Genomic DNA, 17,547 nt, shown 5'->3' with positions numbered 1-17,547 from the left:
GCGTTGTTTTGATGCTCCCGCGGGAGGAAACAACAATGCGCTGGAAAATCAGCCCTCTTTTTCTTCACTTCAGGCGTGGTCCGCATCCCAAGTTCAATCCAAAGGGGCACGATCCAAGGACAATCGACGTGCTCGCCATGATCGGCCTGCTGGCGCTCGTGCTCGGCTCCGGCTGGTATCTGGCGACGAGCTTGGCCACACCGCCCAGCAGCACGGCGTTCATCGTGCCGAGCCAGAGCGTGCACTGGTAGCTAGAGGTCCAGCACCAGGCGCTCCGCGTCTGATCCGGCGACGCAAACCATGAGATAGCGCTCGCGCTCATACGGCGACAGGATGCGGTCGCGGTGCACGGGCTTGCCCTCGATCCAAGCGACCTTGCAGGCGCCGCAGATGCCCCCGCAGCAGGAGGTCGCGATGTCGACGCCGCCTTCCTGCAACGCGGCGAGCATGGTCTGACCGGCGCGCACCTGGATCTCGGCGCCCGAGCGCGCCAGTGACAGCGTGAAGGGCTTTGCGTCGGGATCGATGACCGGCGGCGGCGCGACGAAGCGCTCGATATGGACATTGGCGGCGGGCCAGGCTGCGATCGCCTGCTCGAAATCCTCAGTCATGCCTTCCGGCCCGCAACAGGCGACCAGCGTGTCCGCCCCGCCCTCCCCGATGAGTGCCGCGAGATCAGGACGCCCGGTCCGCGAGGTGCAGTGCACGACGACACGGCCCGCGTCGATCAGTGGCGCAAGATGCGCGGCGAGCGGCATCTCCTCGCGCACGATCAGATGCAGCACGAAGTCGGCATCGCCAGTTCGCGAAAGATGCCGCGCCATCGACAGGAACGGCGTCACGCCGATGCCACCGGCGATGAACACATGGCGCGCAATGCCTGCACCGGGATCGAGCCCGCCGCGCGGAAGCGAGACGCCGATCACGTCGCCGATTGCAACCTCGTCGTGAAGCGCGCGCGAACCGCCACGCCCATCAGCCTCACGCTTGACCGCTACAACATAGCGCGCATTGTCGGCGGGCTCGTTGCACAGCGAATAGGTGCGGACGAGTCCGTTCGGCAGATGCAGGTCGATATGCGCGCCGGGCTTGAAGGGCGGCAACTCCCAACGGTCGGGATCGGCCAGTGTGAACAGTTTTATGCCTGCCCCCGCCTCCTCGATGCCGGTGACGACCGTCTTGATCGTCGTGATCGGACGCACCTTCATGCCGCGTTCCGCACGGTATCGCCAACCTTGACGGTGCCGCCTTGCAGGATCTTGCAGTTCAGGCCGGAGCGATTGATCAGGGGATCGAAGATCGCCTTGCCGGTGATCTCTTCGATATGCCGGCACGGCACCGACAGACGGGTTGCCTCCAGCAGGGCTTCCCCGAGCCAGAAACGGCGGCCGACCAGATGATTCAGCGGCACGCCTTCAACCGTGACGTTGCGCCGGTGCTCCTCCGGGCCGAGCTCGATGCCGGCATCACGCTTGAGCGCCACCAGCGTCTCGAGTTCGAACAGGGTGACCTGCCGGCCCTCTTCCGGCTTGTGCGAATAGAACCCCTCTTCGTTGCCGATCATGTAGCGGTCGCCCTCGATCCCCTTGCCGGCGACGAGGGTGATCGTTTCAGCTGCGCGCATCGGCAAGAACGCACGCGGGGCGAGATGGAGGAAGCGCACCACGCCGGTCCAGCCGAGCTGCGCTGTCTTCTGCGCCGAGCCGGCGCTGATGATGTCGAGCATGACAAATCCTTGTGAGAAGCGATGGCGCGCCGCAAGACGCGGCGCGCCACGGGATCAGGTCAGTTCCTTGTTCGCCATTTCCGGCGCGAACGTCGTCGCCGTTGCCGTGATGGCCGCGCAGGCGATCAGCAGCAGCGAGACCGGCCAGGTTGCGCCGCCGCTCCAGGCCATCAGAGACGCCGCGACCAGCGGCGTCAACCCGCCGCTCAGGGCCGCACCGACCTGAAATCCGAGCGAGGCGCCGCTATAGCGCAGCCGCGCGGTGAACAGCTCGGAGTACCAGGGCGCGCCGATGCCGAACATCACCATCTGGCCGAAGGTGATCGCGACCACGATGGTGCAGATGACGATGGTGGGATCGCGGGTATTGAGCAGCCAGAACAGCGGGAAGGCAAACAGCGCCGAGAACAGGCAGCTCGCATAGAACATCGTCTTGCGGCCGACGATGTCGGACAGCCAGCCGAACAAGGGAATGGCGAGCAGCGCGACCAGCGATGCGGCGAACGCGCCATTCAGCACCACCGTGCGCGACAGACCGAGATTGGCCGTGGCATAGGACATCACGAACACGCCGCCGATGCTGGCATAGGCGATCTCGGAGATCTTCAGACCAACCGCGGTGAAGAACGGCCTGCGGTGATGCCTGAAGATCTCGACCAGCGGCAGCTTCGCGACGTCCTTCTTGGCCTGGACCTGACGGAAGGCCGCGGTCTCTTCCATGTTGAGGCGGATGTAGAGACCGACGCCGACCAGGAGGATCGAGATCAGGAAGGGAATGCGCCAGCCGTAGGTCATGAAGTCGCTTTCCGGCAGGCTCGCCACCAGCGCAAACATGCCGATCGCGGCGAGATTGCCGATGGGATTGCCGACCTGCACCATGCTGCCGAGCAGGCCGCGGCGGTGCGTCGGACAGTTTTCCACCACCATCAGCACCGCCCCGCCCCATTCGCCGCCGAGGCCGATGCCCTGGAGGAAACGAAGGCCGATCAGGAGCAGCGGTGCGGCGATGCCGATCTGCTGGTAGGTCGGAAGCAGGCCGATCAGGAAGGTGCCGATGCCCATCACCATGATCGTAATCGCGAGCATCGCCTTGCGGCCGACCCGGTCGCCGTAATGACCGAAGATCGCAGCGCCCAGCGGCCGCGCCAGGAAACCGACCGCATAGGTGCCGAAGGCGGCGATGGTGGCGAGCGTGGGATTGCCGGCCGCGAAGAAGACCTTGTTGAACACCAGCGCGGTCGCCGTGCCGTAGATGAGGAAGTCGTACCATTCGACCGCGGTGCCGATCACGCTCGACCACACGATCCGTCGCAAGCTCGCCGCCTCGTCCGGCGCTACGTTCAGGGTTACGTCGTCTGCTACGGTCATCGATCTCTCCAAAAGGTACCGGCGCCTGGGAAAAGCAGTTGGTTCTGTCCGCGGAGCCCATCGGCAGCCGCGGCGGTAAAATCGATCATGTTTACTATTGGAAATCAACGCCACGGAACGCGGCAAATGCCGCCGATCGCGCCAGAGTGCAGCTATTGCACTATTTTTCAGCTGATTTTCGTGAGATACCAGCTCGTCTGCCCACAATATCCGCGGCGCTGCTCGAAATTTCTGCGCGATAGTTTTCCTTTGGAATACACCTGCACGCCCCCCGGAACTGGCCGTGCGCGCCACCGGGCTGGCAGTTCGGCGGCATCTGATGCAAAAGAGGTATCGGCAGTTCGGGAGACTCATGCGTGCTTGACGTCAGCAAAGCGACAGCGGTCGGGGCCAATATCCGCCAGGCGCGGATTGCCAAGGGCCTGACGCTGGACCAGCTTGCCAGGCAGAGCGACCTTACGCGCGGCTACATTTCGCTGGTCGAGCGCAACCTCAAGATCCCCTCGCTCGCCGCGCTGCTGCGCATGGCCGCCGCCCTCGAGGTCAATGTCGCGAATTTCTTCGACCCGAACGCCGAGCCCGCGCCGCGCTACACGCTGTTCCGCCGCGAAGGCGGCAATGTCCCGCTGTTTCAGGACACATTTGGCGTGGTCCCGCTGGCAACCGGCCGCACCCGCAAGATGATGGAGCCGTTCCTCCTCAGCCCGCCGCACAAATCGGCGACGCGGGCCTCGCATGCCGGCGAGGAGCTGCTCTTCGTCGTCAACGGGAAGATTGCGATCAAGCTCGACGGCGAAGAGCTCGTCCTCGGCAAGGGCGACTGCCTGTATTTCTCAGGCGAGACGCCGCACGAGGTCCGGAGCCTCGGCCGGCAGAAGGCTGAAGTGCTGGTCGTCGTCGCCCAGAACGCGACGACGTAACACCGGACTTCGGCAAATAGCCTAGCGGAACCAGAAGGAACGTCCGAAAGGCGTGACGGATTCGGGCGGGCGCGGCCGTTTCGGACGCGGCGGTTTAGGCGGCTCGGCCGATGAGGTGGTCTCCGCAGCAGGTGCAGCCTCGGTCCCCGGCACTTTCACCGACAGCAGCAGGTTCGATTCATGCGTGCGCCAGCGATAGCCGACGCCGAAATCGATCGGCTGGGCGCGCGTGAACAGTTCGGCGTAGCGCTCCTGGTAGCGGCCGGGGAATTCGTCGATCGGCCCGAGATAGCGGCCGAACGGGAAGAACCGCCACTGCCGCGCATTGTAGTTCGCAAGCGGAATCCCGGAATCGTCCTGGATGATGGTGGCGCTGTTGGCGAGCAGCCAGTCGCGTACCGTCGTGAAGTTGCCGGAGTGCATGAGATAGGACGCGCTCTTGAGCAGGCTGTTGCCGGGCCCGAGCGTCTCGCAGAACTTCAGGAAGCCGGTCGCACGTGCGCCGGGATTGGAGAGATCGGTCGAGAAATAATACAGCGTGCGCGCTTCGCCATCGGGGCCTGCGAAGGTGATGCGGACGCCGCGCGTCGCATTCGGCCCCGGATTGTCGTTGCCCGTATGCATCCCGCCCTTGTTGTCGAGCGCGATCATCTCGACGTTGCGGATGGTCTTGCCGGAGCGCGCGAGGAAGACATAGAGGATCGGCAAGGTGCCGTTGACCTGGTTGGCGTGCAGGTCGACCTTCATCTGCTTGGTGATGAAGAAGGAGAAGCTCAGGATCGAGGCGAGCGAGCGCTCGACATTGTAGAGCGTAGCGCCGACCGAACCGCGCGGCAGCCGCGTCAGGTCGGAAACGGCGCCGACCGGCTCCAGGGCACCGAGCACGTAGGTGCTAGCCTTGGAGTAGAAGGCGTTGGCGTAGAGGAAGTCCGGGCCGCTGAACATGTAGAACATGGTCGGCCGTGGCGCGGCGAGGTTGACGTCGGACCAGGTGCGGATCTTCGAGAGCTGCCGCTGCTCGAGCTGGGCAAAGGCACCGTCGAAGAATTTTGCGTGATGCTGCCAGGATGGGTCTTTGGTGAGCGCCACCAGCGGCGAGTCCGCCGATGGCTGCATGCCCGCAAGGAAGCGCGCGGTGTCGTCGAAGGTGACTTCAGCGGCACGTACGGACGAGACGGCCGCAGCCAGGAGGGCAAGAGCGACGGCCGCAATTCTCAAGGGTCGAAACATGTCTATTCGCGATTGTGTGACGTGCCAGCGGCGACCGGCCGCCTGCGGAAAACAGCATAAATCAACAGGCCCGAGAGCATGAGGAGCATCCCCGACAGCGACTGCACCGGCCGCTCGGTCAAGAGGTAGTACATCATGAACGCGGTCACGAGCAGGAAAACGAGCGAGGTGAACGGGTATCCCCAGGCGCGATAGGGCCGTGGCAGGTCAGGATCGGTGATGCGCAGCTTGATGACGCCCGCGACCGTGAAGAACGAGCAGAACAGAAGCGCGAACTGGATGAAGTCGAGCACCGCCTCGAAGCTGCGCGTGAACAGCAGCAGGGTCGCGACCGCGAGCTGAAACAGGATGGCATAGGCCGGCGCGCCGCTCACCGATCGTTTCGAGAACACGCGCAGCGCCGGAATGTCCTCCCCCATCGTCATCATCACGCGCGGGCCGATCCACATCATCGCGCTGATCGAGGAGATCAGGCCGACGCAGATCATGGCACCGACGATCCGGCCGCCGAGGCTGCCGAAGATGGCGGTGCCGGCGACGCTGGCGACATCGAGCTGGCCGGCGAGCGCGCCGACCGGCGTGGAGTAGAGAAACACCGCGTTCAGTGCGACATAAAGCACGAGCACGATCAGCGTGCCCGCGAGCAGCGCGCGCGGCAGGTTCTGCTGCGGCATGTTCATCTCGCCGATGATATAGGTCGCCGCATTCCAGCCCGAGAACGAGTACATCACGAAGACGAGGCCGATCGCGAAGGGCGCGCTGACGATGTGCGCGAGGTCGCCCGGCTGCGGCGTGAAGGCGATCGGCTGCGGCACGCCGATGATGAAGCCGGCGACCAGGAAGGCGACGATCAGCACGACCTTCAGGACGGTCGAGATCAACTGGAAGGTCGAGGAGTGCCTGACGCCGGTCAGTTGCACGAGCGAGACCAGCCACACCACGCCGATGGCGAGCGGGATCGGCGGCAGGTCTGGGACGACCGATTTGGCGTATTCGCCGAAGGCCATCGCGGCGAGCGCGACCGGCGCGGCAAAGCCGACCGTCGCCGAGACCCATCCGGCCAGAAAGCCGAAGGCGGGATGGTAGGCGCGGCCGAGGAAATTGTATTCGCCGCTCGAGCGCGGGAACATCGCCCCGAGCTCGCTGTAGGAGAACACCCCGCACAGCGCGACGACGCCGCCGACGCTCCACAGCAGCAGGATGGAGAAGCCGGACGGGATGTCCTTGACCTGGAAGCCGAGACTGGTGAAGACGCCGACCCCGATCATGTCGGCAACGACGATGGCGGTTGCGACCAGAACGGAGACGCCCGCCCCTCTTCCGGTCAGCCGGCCAGTCCAGGGCGCAGTACCCGCATCTGATGCCGTCATCGGGGTCCTTAACCTCAGGCCTCACGCCTCGTGGGAAGCATCAGTCAATTCAAGCAGGGTTAACAAGGGTTAAATGAGGCAAGTGAAATAGGTATTCCCGCACCTTTTAAGCATGGTCCCGGACGATAAACACCGGAGAATCCCGTTTCCGATCCCCACAATCACGACACGATTGCATGGTCCCTTTGAGCGTTCCGGATGTGGGGAAGTTTCTCCGGACACTTAACGTCGCCTAAACACCAGTCGGCTCAATTATCTCAAGATTGCCGCTGGGCTTGTGGTCATGACTTGGGGTCATGGGTGGATGGTCGGGGCCGTTCCGAAAACGAGAGCTGACATTCGTGCCGATCGGACGCCGTCCGATCGGCACGGTCGTGCGCTCCGGATCGGCCTGATCTCAGCCTTGGTGCCGCTCTCGCTCACGCTGGTTCAATGCGGCAACGCGCCGAATCCGGCGGCGCTCGCGGCGAACTCGCAGGCCAATGTCCAGGTCGTCGCCAAAACCAATTCGCAGGTTGCGAGCGCCGACACGTTCGAGGATCGCTTCCCCGCCCCGCAGTTCAAGGAGCGCTTCCCTTCAGCCGGTGAGAGCTTCCTGCAACGGCAGATGTCGGACTTCTCGCCCAAGCGCGCCGTTGAGCAGCAGCCGCGGCCGGAGCAGGCACCCTACAAGGTCGCTTCGCTCGCACCGCAGGTGCCCTACCAGCGTCCGCCCCGCGAAGACCTGACGATGCTCGTCAGCATGAAGTCGTCGGCCTTCCCCTATTTCGGCAACAACCCTGCCTCCGACGCGCCGTTCCTCAACATCTCCAAGGGCGACCGCCGCGGCCACCGCAGCTATTCGGGGCGCGTCTACTGGCAGGACGAGACCTACAGCGACAGCCGCGTGCTGGTGCACGTGCCCGAGCATTTCGACGTCCGCAAGCCGGGCGTGATCGTGGTGTTCTTCCACGGCAATGGCGCGACGCTGGAGCGCGATGTACGCGACCGGCAGCTGGTGCCCCAGCAGATCACCGATTCCGGCGCCAATGCCATCCTGCTTGCGCCGCAGATGGCCGTCGATGCCGCCGATTCCAGCGCCGGAAAATTCTGGCAGGCGGGCGGCCTCAAGCGCTTCATGGATGAATCGGCGAGCCACCTCGCCCGCCTCACCGGCGATCCCAACAGCGCGCGCGCCTTCGCCAACATGCCGATCGTCATCGTCGGCTATAGCGGCGGCTTCCTGCCGACGGCCTGGAGCCTCGAGGTCGGCGGCATCAGCGACCGTGTCCGCGGCGTCGTGCTGCTCGACGCCGTCTATGGCGAAATGGACAAGTTCGCCTCCTGGATCGAGAGTCACCGCTCCGGCTTCTTCGTCAGCTCCTACACCCGCTACACCGCGCGGCGTGACCGCGAGCTGATGAGCATGCTCAGGCAGAAGGGCATCGGCGTCTCCGAGGACATGGACGGCCCCTTGCGTCCCGGCAGCGTGGTGTTCGTGGAGACCGGCGACGGCATCACCCATCGCGACTACGTGAACCGCGCGTGGACGCAATATCCGCTCAAGGACGTGCTGGTGAAGATGTCGGCGACGCCGGCGCTGGCGCTGACGCGCGTGGCGGCGACCACTCCATCGGCATCGAACCGATAGTCCCGACATTGCGCCAGCCGGTATTTCGGTGCGCTGCCAGCAATTCTCTCAAGCCGTGATCAAAATCTGATGTTGATGGCCGGCATCCCCGGGCGCCACCGGATTGTTTCCGCTGGCAACGATCATAGTTTGGCCGCCAAGTTGGATTGGAATTTCTGCGAGGACAGGTCGTGCGTCAGGGACTGTACAGGGTCGACTTCCACACGGTTCACGGGACCGGGTGCGGCGTCGTCTATGTGATGGATGGCAAAATGCGCGGCGGCAATTCCGCCTTCGCCTTCATGGGCACCTATACGGGCGAAGGCGACACGATCAAGGTCAAGATCTCGACCCAGCGCTACAACGACGACCCGTCCTTCAAGGGGCTGTTCGGCATCGACCGCGTCACGCTGACGCTCACCGGCCGCGAGGACGGCGACGCAGCGGAATTCGAAGGCAGCGCGCTGCAAGTGCCGGGCGTTGCCTTCAGGGCCGTGCTGAACCGGATCAGCGACTAGCCGCCCGGCTCCAAGGTCGCGAGCTTCAGGTCTTGACCTTCAGCTTTTGGGCAGCTTCGGAATGCTCTCGGCAAAACCGTTGAAGCAGGCCAGCCGCTCGTCCTCTTCCTTGAAGAAACGGCAATCGGCGTAGCCCTTGGCCTTCGCCGGCTTCGGCTTCGGCGCCGGCGGAATCACGGCGTCGTAGCAATTGAGGCGGTCCTTGGTGCCGTCGTCGAGGTCGAGGCAGGCCTGCAGCCGCGCGGCGATCGATTGCGGCTTGCCCTTCGGCGCCGCGGCCGGCTTCGCTGCGGCCTCCTTGGTCCCCGCTTTGGTCCCCTTCGGCTTGACCTGCACTAACGGCTTGTCCCCGACCATCGGTGGCTTGTCGGCTTGCGCAAACGCGGAGGCTGAATAGAGCACCGCGGCAACCGCCAGAATCATCCTCATCTCAGTCAACTCTCTTTGGTCCCCATGACCGGCGTTCTAGCGCTCCCGCGCGCGGTTTGCCAAGGACCTTGCACGCACGAAGACACGGGATCAGGCCGCGGCGGCCGCAACCGGCCGGGGCCGGGTCAGGGTCACCAGGACCAGCGCCAGCACGACGAAGCCGACCGCAACGAAGCCGAGCGGATGCAGGAGCTCGCGGGCGAACAGCAATCCGCCGATGGCGGAGCCGACCGCCTGGCCGATATAGAGGACGGAGGTGTTGAGCGCGACGGTGGCGGACGCAAGTGGCGGCGCGGCCGCGACCAGCCGCACCTGCTGCATCGAATTGGTCGAGGCAAAGCCGAGGCCCCAGATCGCGACGGCACCCGCCATCAGGACGAGCGTGCCGGCGCCGAGCGCCCAGCCCGTGACGCCCGCAAGCAGCAGGCAGGTGAACAGCAGCGAGGTGCGATAGGGCCCCCAGGTATCGACGATGCGGGTCGCGATCACGACGCCGAGGAAACCGCAGAGGCCGTAGATGCCGAACACCATACCGATTGCGTCCGGCCCCGCCCCGGTCAGCTTCTTGAGCAGCGGGCCCATGAAGGTGAACACCACGAACTGCCCGGACATTTGCAGCATGGTGATCGCGAGCAGCAGCAGAACCGTCCTGCTGCGGCCGACCGCGCTCCAGGTCTTCAGGTCCACCGGCGTGCCCTTCAGTCCGGCAGGCAGGCGCAGCAGCAACAGCAGGAAGCTGATGCAGCCGAGCGCGCCGATCTCGCCATAGGCCGCGCGCCAGCCGTAGCGGCTGGCAATGAAGGTGATCAGCGGCAGGCCAACGGCGGCGGCGAGCGACCAGCCGAGAAAGATATAGGCAATGGTGCTGCCGCGCCGCTCCACCGGTACGATCAGCGCCGCCGTGCCGGCCGCCTGCGGCGTATACAGCGCGCCGACCGCGAGCATCACCAGGCGGATGGCGAGGAGGCTCGCATAGTCGGGCGCAAACGCCGAGGCGAGATTGCCGAAGGCGAGCACCGCCAGCGTCGTCGCAAGCAGCTTCCGCCGTTCGATGCGGCTCGTGAGCCAGGCCGTCAGCGGCGAGCCGATGCACAGCGTGATCGCGCCGAAGGTGATCAGGAGCCCGGCCGCGTGGATGCTGATGCCGAGCCCGGCCGACAATTCCGGCAGCATTCCCGCCGGCGCCAGCACCGAACAGCCGGTGACGAGATTGCCAAGCATCAGGGCGGTTGGCGCGAAACGGCCGGCGGCGGCGGATTTTTGCATGCAAGTGCATGTATAGCGGGATTGCCGCCCGTTAAAGGCCGTTGCTCGAAATAGTTGGTGCGGGGTCGCAACTTTTGCGTGCCACTTTCTTGGAAATGCCGGATTGCGCAGGCCGAATCGCCTGATATATCGCTCGTTCCCGCTTACCTGCGCTCGTTCGCAGGAGTGAGCCTCAGGAGAAAAGCAATGACCGACCAGCCCAAATCCGAATCCGGCTTCCAATACAGCCTCAGCAATCTGAAGCCCGTGAACCCCGCGCCCAAAGTCACCCTCACCTTCCCTGACGGCGCCCGGCGCGAATACGACAAGAGCATCACCGGGCTCGAGATCGCCAAGGGCATCTCGCCGTCGCTGGCCAAGCGCACGGTCGCGATGGCGCTCGACGGCGTCGTCGCCGACCTCGACGATCCCATCGAAGCCGATGCCAAGATCGAGCTGATCAACCGCGACGATCCGCGCGCGCTCGAGCTGATCCGCCACGACTGCGCGCACGTGCTCGCCGAAGCCGTGCAGACGCTGTGGCCGGGCACCCAGGTCACCATCGGCCCGGTGATCGAGAACGGCTTCTATTACGACTTCTTCCGCAACGAGCCGTTCACGCCGGAAGACTTTGCCGCGATCGAGAAGAAGATGCGCGAGATCATCGCGCGCGACAAACCCTTTACGAAAGAGGTTTGGGATCGCGAAAAGACCAAGCAGGTGTTCCGCGACAAGGGCGAGGCCTTCAAGGTCGAGCTGGTCGACGCCATTCCCGGCAACGAGCCGATCAAGATCTACTACCAGGGCGACTGGTTCGATCTGTGCCGCGGTCCGCACATGACCTCGACCGGCAAGGTCGGCAATGCCTTCAAGCTGATGAAGGTGGCCGGCGCCTATTGGCGCGGCGATTCCAACAATCCGATGCTGACCCGCATCTACGGCACGGCCTTCGCCAAGCAGGAGGATCTCGACGCCTACCTCAAGCAGATCGAGGAGGCCGAAAAGCGCGACCATCGCAAGCTCGGGCGCGAGCTCGACCTCTTCCACTTCCAGGAGGAAGGTCCGGGCGTCGTGTTCTGGCATCCGAAGGGCTGGACCATCTTCCAGCAACTGATCGCCTATATGCGCCGCCGCCTGACCGGCGACTACAGCGAGGTCAACGCGCCGCAGATCCTCGACAAGGCCTTGTGGGAGACCTCGGGCCATTGGGGCTGGTACCGCGAAAACATGTTCGCGGCACAGTCGGCCGGCGACGAGGCCGAGGACAAGCGCTGGTTCGCGCTGAAGCCGATGAACTGCCCGGGCCATGTCCAGATCTTCAAGCACGGCCTGAAGAGCTACCGCGACCTGCCCTTGCGGCTCGCCGAGTTCGGCGTGGTGCATCGCTATGAGCCGTCCGGCGCCATGCACGGCCTGATGCGCGTGCGCGGCTTCACCCAGGACGATGCGCACATCTTCTGCACCGAGGACCAGCTCGCCGACGAATGCCTGAAGATCAACGATCTCATCCTGTCGACCTACGCGGACTTCGGCTTCACCGGCGATCTCACCGTGAAACTGTCGACCCGGCCCGACAAGCGCGTCGGCACGGACGCGATGTGGGATCACGCCGAGCGCGTGATGGCGACGGTGCTGCGCGAGATCCAGACGCAGAACAACCACATCAAGACCGAGATCAATCCGGGCGAAGGTGCCTTCTACGGGCCGAAGTTCGAATATGTGCTGCGCGATGCCATCGGCCGCGACTGGCAATGCGGCACCACGCAGGTGGACTTCAACCTGCCGGAGCGGTTCGGTGCGTTCTACATCGACCACGATGGCGGCAAGAAGCCGCCGGTGATGGTGCATCGCGCGATCTGCGGCTCGATGGAGCGCTATATCGGCATCCTGATCGAGCACTATGCCGGCAACTTCCCGCTCTGGCTCTCGCCGGTGCAGGCCGTGGTGACGACCATCACCTCGGAAGGCGACGAGTACGCCAAGCAGGTCCTGGAGCAGGCGCGGCGCGCGGGGCTTCGGGTCGAGATCGACCTGCGCAACGAAAAGATCAACTACAAGGTCCGCGAGCACTCGCTGGCCAAGATCCCGGCACTGCTCGTGGTCGGCAAGAAGGAGGCCGAGACGCATTCGGTCTCCGTCCGCCGCCTCGGCAGCGACGGCCAGAAGGTGATGCCGACGGCGGAGGCGATCGCCGCGCTGGTCGAGGAAGCGACCCCGCCGGACGTCGTCCGGGCACGGGGCGCGGCCTGATCCCTGAAATCGATCTAAATTCGCTTCCGGTTGCGGGCGTGCATGCTTATCTCCGCATGGCACGCCCGACGACCAGCTGAAGAGGATATCGCAGTGCCCGACGCCATCGAACTCCTGAAGACCCGCCGCTCGGTCAAGCCGCGCGAGATGACCGGGCCCGGCCCTTCGGCGGCCGAGCTCGAGACGATCCTCACCATCGGCGCGCGCGTGCCCGACCACGGCAAGCTCACGCCCTGGCGCTTCATCATTTTCGAAGGCGACGCGCGCCAGCGCGCCGGCGAGGTGATCGCAAAGGTCTTTGCGCGGAAGAATCCCGGCGCGCCGGCGGCCGATGTCGAGATCGAGCGGAAACGGCTCACCGATGCCCCGCTCGTGATCGGCATCGTCAGCTTCACCAGGCCGCATCCGAAGGTACCGGCCTTCGAGCAGGAATTGTCGGCGGGCGCCAGCGCCATGAACATCGTCACGGCTGCGACCGCGCTCGGCTACGGCGCCTGCTGGCTGACCGGCTGGTTCTCGTTCGACCGCGACGTGCTCGACGGCCTCGGCCTCAAGCCGGACGAAAAGCTCGCCGGCTTCATCCATATCGGCACGCCGACCAGGCCGAGCGAGGACCGTCCGCGACCGTTCCTTTCGGAAATCGTGACACGATTTTAATCGATGTCGTGTTGACGCCTCCGATGTCTTGCGGCTTTGATCCCGGTGAGGGAGGAAGCCCGGATGAAGCGTCGCGAATTTCTGGTCGGGGCCGCGCTGCTGGCCGGCACCATGGCGCGAGGCCGCGCTGCCGACATCCCCGCCCCGTCCCCCGACGGACTCGATCGCATCACGGCGTATTTTGACAACGAGGTGGGAAGCGGCCGGTTGCCGGGCGCGGTCATCCTGGTCCAGCAGCACGGCAAGCCGGTCTACCTCAAGACGTTCGGCGTGCGCGATGTCCGGACCGGCCTCGCCATGACGCCGGACACGATCTTCGCCATCCACTCGATGACCAAGCCGATCACCTGCCTTGGCGCGATGATGCTGATCGACGAGGGCAAGCTTGCGCTCGCCGACCCCGCGTCGAAATACATCCCGCTCTTTGCCGACACCAAGGTGGGCCTCGAGGTCACCAAGCCGGACGGCAAGCTGGAGCTCGACCTCGTGCCGCCGGTCCGCCCTGTCAACATCGAGGATCTGCTGCGGCACACCTCGGGCATCAGCTACGATTATATCGGCGGCAAATGGGTCGAGCAGGCCTACAAGGCCGCCAACATCTTCGACGGCCAATTCAACAACAGGGAATTTGCCGACCGGATCGCGAAGCTGCCGCTGGCGCGGCAGCCGGGAACGCTGTGGCGCTATGGCCATTCCACCGACGTGCTCGGCGCCATCATCGAGGTCATCTCGGGCCAGACCCTGTACGAGTTCCTGAAGCAGCGCATCCTCGACCCACTCGGAATGAGCAGCACCAAGTTTGCGCTGGCGACGGAGGACGAGCTCGCGCGGATGGCGCGGCCGCTGCCGAACGATGTCATCCTGCTCGCCGCCGAGCGTGACCGCCTCGATCATCCCGAATGGCAGTCCGGCGGCGGCGGCCTGCTCTCGACCATCACCGACTATCAGCGCTTCTCGCAGATGCTGCTCAACGGCGGCGAGTTCGAGGGCAAGCGCTACCTCAGCCCCGCCGCGTTCAAGGCCATGACGACCGATCACATCGGGCCCGGCTCCGGCGTCGGTCGCGACTATTTCTATTTCCCGGGCGACGGCTTCGGTTATGGCTACGGCCTTGCGGTGCGTACCGATCCCGGCAATGCGAAGCCGCCGCCGCCGGGCTCGATCGGCGAGTTGAAATGGGACAGTGGCAGCGGCACCTATTTCGGCGTCGATCCCAAGCTCGACATGGTCTACCTGATGATGCAGCAGACCCAGAACGAGCGCAGCCGCATCACGCCTGCCTTCAGGGAACTGGTCTACGACACCTTTCCGCCGGAGCTACGCCGCCCGTGAGGCGCGCTGGCCGAAATCGGCCAGCAGCTTTGCGATCTCGGCGGCGGGCCGCGCCGCGCTAAACAGAAACCCCTGCACCTCGTTGCAGCCCTCGGCGCGCAGCCAGTCGAGCTGGTCCTCGGTCTCGACGCCTTCCGCGGTCGTGGTGATGTTGAGGCTGCGGCCGAGGCCGGAGATCGCGCGCACGATCGCGACGCAATCGGGCCGCTGCGCCAGGTCCTTGACGAAGGAGCGGTCGATCTTGATCTTGTCGAAGGGGAAGCTGCGGAGATAGCTGAGGCTGGAATAGCCGGTGCCGAAATCGTCCATGGAGATGCCGACGCCGAGCTCGCGCAGCTGATGCAGGATCGCGAGATTGGCATCGGTCTCGGCCAGGAAGATCGACTCGGTGATCTCCAGTTCGAGCCGCTTCGGCGACAGGCCAGACTGGGCCAGCGCCGAGATCACGACCTGGACCAGGTTGCGGCTGCGGAATTGCGCCGGCGACAGATTGACCGCGACCTTGACGTCGACGGGCCATTTCACCGCCTCGGCACAGGCCTCGCGCAGCACCCATTCGCCGAGCTGGGTGATCAGGCCGATGTCCTCGGCGACCGGAATGAACTCCGCCGGCGAGGTCATGCCCTTGTCGGGATGACGCCAGCGCAGCAGCGACTCGAAGCCGGAGATGCGATCGGAGGCGATCGACACCAGCGGCTGATAATGCAGCTCGAACTCGCCATTGGCAAAGGCGCGGCGCAGATCGAGCTCCATGTCGCGGCGCTTCTGCGCCTGGAGATCCATCTCGCGCTCGAAGAAATGGTGCACGCCGCCGCCGTCGGATTTGGCGCGGTACAGTGCCATGTCGGCGTTGCGCATCAACTCCTCCGACGTCACGCCGTCGCCGGGCGACAACGCGATGCCGATGCTGGCGCCGATCACCATCTCCTGGCCGTCGATCTCGTAGGGCGCCTTCAGCATGTCGATCAGCAGGGTCGCGCAGGCGCTGGCCTCGTTCGGCGAGACGTCGGCCGCCAGGATCACGGCGAACTCGTCGCCGCCGAGACGTGCTGCGAGATTGGCGCCGCGGACCGCGGTGGTCAGGCGCTCGGCGACCTCCTTCAACAGGCAGTCGCCCGCCGGATGACCGAAGGAATCGTTGATGTTCTTGAACAGGTCGAGATCGATGTAGAGCACGCCGACCCTCTTGCCTGCGGCCTGGTCGAGCGCCTGCCTGAGACGCTCCTGGAAATATTCGCGGTTCGGCAGGTCGGTGAGCCCGTCATGGTGCGCCATGTGGGCGATGCGTGCCTCGGCCTTGCGCCGCTCGGTGATGTCGACCACCGCGACCAGATAGCCGTCGCGGTCGTCGAAGGCGACGCGGCGGCCGAAGGTGAGCACCTCGATCTCGCTGCCGTCGGCACGCAGGTGCCGCCAGTTGCGCGAGGAGTGGTAGGTCTCGCCGACGCGATCGAGCGCTTCGGCGTGGCTGTCCCACTCGTCCTCCGGCCAGATCTCGTGCAGCTTCATGCGCAGGAAGACGGCGCGGCTGTAGCCGTAATGCTGGACCGCGGCATCGTTGACGCCGAGGAACTGCTTGGTCTCGGCGTCGAACACCCACATCGGCATCGGGTTGTTGTCGAACAGCAGGCGGAACGAGGCGTCGCGCCGTTTCAACGCGGTGACGTCGGAGATCGTCAGCGAGAGCACGTCGGCGAAGGCGGTGGCGCTGAGCCGGAGATGCCGGCCATCGTGCTCGATCTCGAGCTGTTCGCCGCGGCCGCCGCGGACGGCCTTGAGCAGGAATTCCATGATGTCGGGCGCAGCCAGCAACGTGTTGCCCTCGCCGATCCGGCGCCACAGCAGGCCGGCACTTGCGACCTTCAGCAGCGTGGCGGCGCTCTGGTTGTGATGCACGATCTGGAGATCGAACGGCTTGCCGCCGGCATCGCGCAGCGTCGCCAGCGAGATCACCGCGTCGTCGGTCGAGGCGAAAATCGCATCCAGCAGATTGTATTGCGCGCCGCGCTCGTTGACATAGGCGCCGACCAGCGTCGCGCCCCAGCGCGAGGCGGTCGGCAGCGCCAGCACATCGTAGGTCCTGACCATGCCGTCACGCACGCAATGCGCGCTCGCCTGGTGCGGCCGTCCGTTCGCAAGCGCGCTCGCCGCCGCTTCCGACAGTGCCGTGGCGCAATCGGGCGAGAGCTCGGAGATGGGGATGTCCCAGCGCTCCTCGCCGAGCCATTTCTGCACGTAGCGCCCGCTGCGCGACAGTTCGAGGGTGCCGTCGTTCTTGAGCAGCGCGATATGGTCGGCGAGCCGGCCGAGGCTGCCAAGCATCACGTCCTCGTAACGCGGCAGCCGTTCGCCCGGCTTCAACGCGGCGCGCCATTTGCGCTGAAGCACCGGGATGTCGTCAAACATTTCGGCGGCCGGTTTTCCCGGCATCTTCTTCGCGGCACTCATTGCAGTCCCCAACGCACTTTCCGAGGGCATCCAATGCAGGTGCACTTAATGGCGTGTAAAGAGCGCGCGGGCGCGGGTTGCATTCGGCGATTATGACAGTTTTAAGTCAGGCGTTGGTTAGTAGCCGTTAGAGACTATGACGGTTCTGTTCTTGCGGGCTGCGCGAAGCCATCGCGCGGTTGCCTACTCTCGGTGTCGTCCTGGCGAAAGCCAGGAGGTGGATTCACACTCGAAGTGCAACAGTTGAGAGGAGAAGGNCTCTGCCGGGGTTCTGAAGTCAAGGCATTTGCGCGGGGTGTTGTTGTAGGTGGCAACGGACTGGCGGAAGCGCTTGGTTGGGAGCTTTTCGAGGTCGGTCTTTCGGGGGATGAAGCGGCGCAAGCGGCCGATGGCGTTCTCGATGCCGCCCTTTTGCCACGGCGCGTGGGGGTCGCAGAAGAAGGTC

16 protein-coding genes are annotated in these 17,547 nt (G+C 64.9%); 7 read left to right on the top strand and 9 right to left on the bottom strand.

The annotated features are described in order from the left end of the window. Positions 1-35: 35 nt before the first annotated feature. Entirely contained in the window at positions 36-251 is a 216-nt protein-coding gene (locus A3M7_RS0140760; RefSeq protein WP_027549062.1) for a hypothetical protein, read from the top strand. Here A3M7_RS0140760 and A3M7_RS0140755 read toward each other — a convergent pair whose 3' ends face one another. From A3M7_RS0140755 to A3M7_RS0140745, 3 genes are read right to left on the bottom strand one after another with little or no spacing between them, the layout of a single operon-like run. Further along, positions 252-1,208: a PDR/VanB family oxidoreductase gene (locus A3M7_RS0140755; protein ID WP_027549061.1), complete on the bottom strand. Its 957-nt coding sequence runs from the start codon at positions 1,206-1,208 to the stop codon at positions 252-254. Further along, a complete protein-coding gene (locus A3M7_RS0140750) occupies positions 1,205-1,726 on the bottom strand; it encodes an MOSC domain-containing protein (RefSeq protein ID WP_027549060.1) in 522 nt (173 codons plus the stop codon). The genes A3M7_RS0140755 and A3M7_RS0140750 overlap by 4 nt, the downstream gene beginning before the upstream one ends. Before the next feature lie 54 nt (positions 1,727-1,780). Then, positions 1,781-3,094, bottom strand: a complete 1,314-nt coding sequence (locus tag A3M7_RS0140745) for an MFS transporter (RefSeq protein WP_027549059.1) — start codon at positions 3,092-3,094, stop codon at positions 1,781-1,783. A gap of 356 nt (positions 3,095-3,450) precedes the next feature. On the opposite strand from A3M7_RS0140745, the gene A3M7_RS0140740 reads away from it, so the two are divergent. Next, complete coding sequence (locus A3M7_RS0140740; protein ID WP_027549058.1) at positions 3,451-4,014, top strand: helix-turn-helix domain-containing protein; 564 nt, start codon at positions 3,451-3,453, stop codon at positions 4,012-4,014. A gap of 21 nt (positions 4,015-4,035) precedes the next feature. Here the strand turns inward: A3M7_RS0140740 and A3M7_RS0140735 are convergent, their stop codons facing one another. Together A3M7_RS0140735 and A3M7_RS0140730 are read right to left on the bottom strand one after the other, a co-directional pair. Continuing rightward, on the bottom strand, positions 4,036-5,244 hold the full coding sequence (locus tag A3M7_RS0140735; RefSeq protein ID WP_027549057.1) for a hypothetical protein: 1,209 nt from the start codon (positions 5,242-5,244) through the stop codon (positions 4,036-4,038). A gap of 2 nt (positions 5,245-5,246) precedes the next feature. Further along, positions 5,247-6,614, bottom strand: a complete 1,368-nt coding sequence (locus A3M7_RS0140730; protein WP_027549056.1) for an APC family permease — start codon at positions 6,612-6,614, stop codon at positions 5,247-5,249. A 304-nt stretch (positions 6,615-6,918) separates the two neighbouring features. On the opposite strand from A3M7_RS0140730, the gene A3M7_RS0140725 reads away from it, so the two are divergent. Both A3M7_RS0140725 and A3M7_RS0140720 read left to right on the top strand, forming a co-directional pair. Then, positions 6,919-8,244, top strand: coding sequence for an alpha/beta hydrolase (locus A3M7_RS0140725; RefSeq protein ID WP_027549055.1), 1,326 nt, complete (start codon positions 6,919-6,921; stop codon positions 8,242-8,244). 170 nt (positions 8,245-8,414) lie between these two features. Beyond that, complete coding sequence (locus A3M7_RS0140720) at positions 8,415-8,741, top strand: GrlR family regulatory protein (protein WP_027549054.1); 327 nt, start codon at positions 8,415-8,417, stop codon at positions 8,739-8,741. A 39-nt stretch (positions 8,742-8,780) separates the two neighbouring features. On the opposite strand, the gene A3M7_RS0140715 is transcribed toward A3M7_RS0140720, so the two are convergent. Together A3M7_RS0140715 and A3M7_RS0140710 are read right to left on the bottom strand one after the other, a co-directional pair. Further along, positions 8,781-9,170, bottom strand: coding sequence for a hypothetical protein (locus A3M7_RS0140715; RefSeq protein ID WP_027549053.1), 390 nt, complete (start codon positions 9,168-9,170; stop codon positions 8,781-8,783). A gap of 90 nt (positions 9,171-9,260) precedes the next feature. Further along, positions 9,261-10,436 (bottom strand): MFS transporter, encoded by a 1,176-nt coding sequence (locus A3M7_RS0140710; protein ID WP_027549052.1) that lies wholly within the window; start codon positions 10,434-10,436, stop codon positions 9,261-9,263. A gap of 186 nt (positions 10,437-10,622) precedes the next feature. On the opposite strand from A3M7_RS0140710, the gene thrS reads away from it, so the two are divergent. From thrS to A3M7_RS0140695, 3 genes are all read left to right on the top strand, one after another. Beyond that, entirely contained in the window at positions 10,623-12,665 is a 2,043-nt protein-coding gene (gene thrS / locus A3M7_RS0140705; RefSeq protein ID WP_049824011.1) for a threonine--tRNA ligase, read from the top strand. A 93-nt stretch (positions 12,666-12,758) separates the two neighbouring features. Next, positions 12,759-13,322 carry a nitroreductase gene (locus tag A3M7_RS0140700; RefSeq protein WP_027549050.1) on the top strand — a complete coding sequence of 188 codons (564 nt, stop codon included), beginning with the start codon at positions 12,759-12,761 and terminating at the stop codon, positions 13,320-13,322. 63 nt (positions 13,323-13,385) lie between these two features. After that, a complete protein-coding gene (locus A3M7_RS0140695) occupies positions 13,386-14,654 on the top strand; it encodes a serine hydrolase (RefSeq protein WP_027549049.1) in 1,269 nt (422 codons plus the stop codon). Here A3M7_RS0140695 and A3M7_RS0140690 read toward each other — a convergent pair. Together A3M7_RS0140690 and A3M7_RS50960 are read right to left on the bottom strand one after the other, a co-directional pair. Continuing rightward, positions 14,640-17,102: a bifunctional diguanylate cyclase/phosphodiesterase gene (locus A3M7_RS0140690; RefSeq protein WP_027549048.1), complete on the bottom strand. Its 2,463-nt coding sequence runs from the start codon at positions 17,100-17,102 to the stop codon at positions 14,640-14,642. The two genes, A3M7_RS0140695 and A3M7_RS0140690, sit on opposite strands and share 15 nt — an antisense overlap. Before the next feature lie 183 nt (positions 17,103-17,285). Beyond that, positions 17,286-17,547, bottom strand: a 262-nt coding sequence (locus tag A3M7_RS50960) for a transposase (RefSeq protein ID WP_371090256.1), incomplete at its 5' end; no start/stop codon positions are given.

It is taken from the genome of Bradyrhizobium sp. WSM2254, assembly GCF_000472645.1.
Lineage (GTDB): Bacteria > Pseudomonadota > Alphaproteobacteria > Rhizobiales > Xanthobacteraceae > Bradyrhizobium > Bradyrhizobium niftali.
This window is presented reverse-complemented; position numbering and strand designations above follow the sequence as displayed.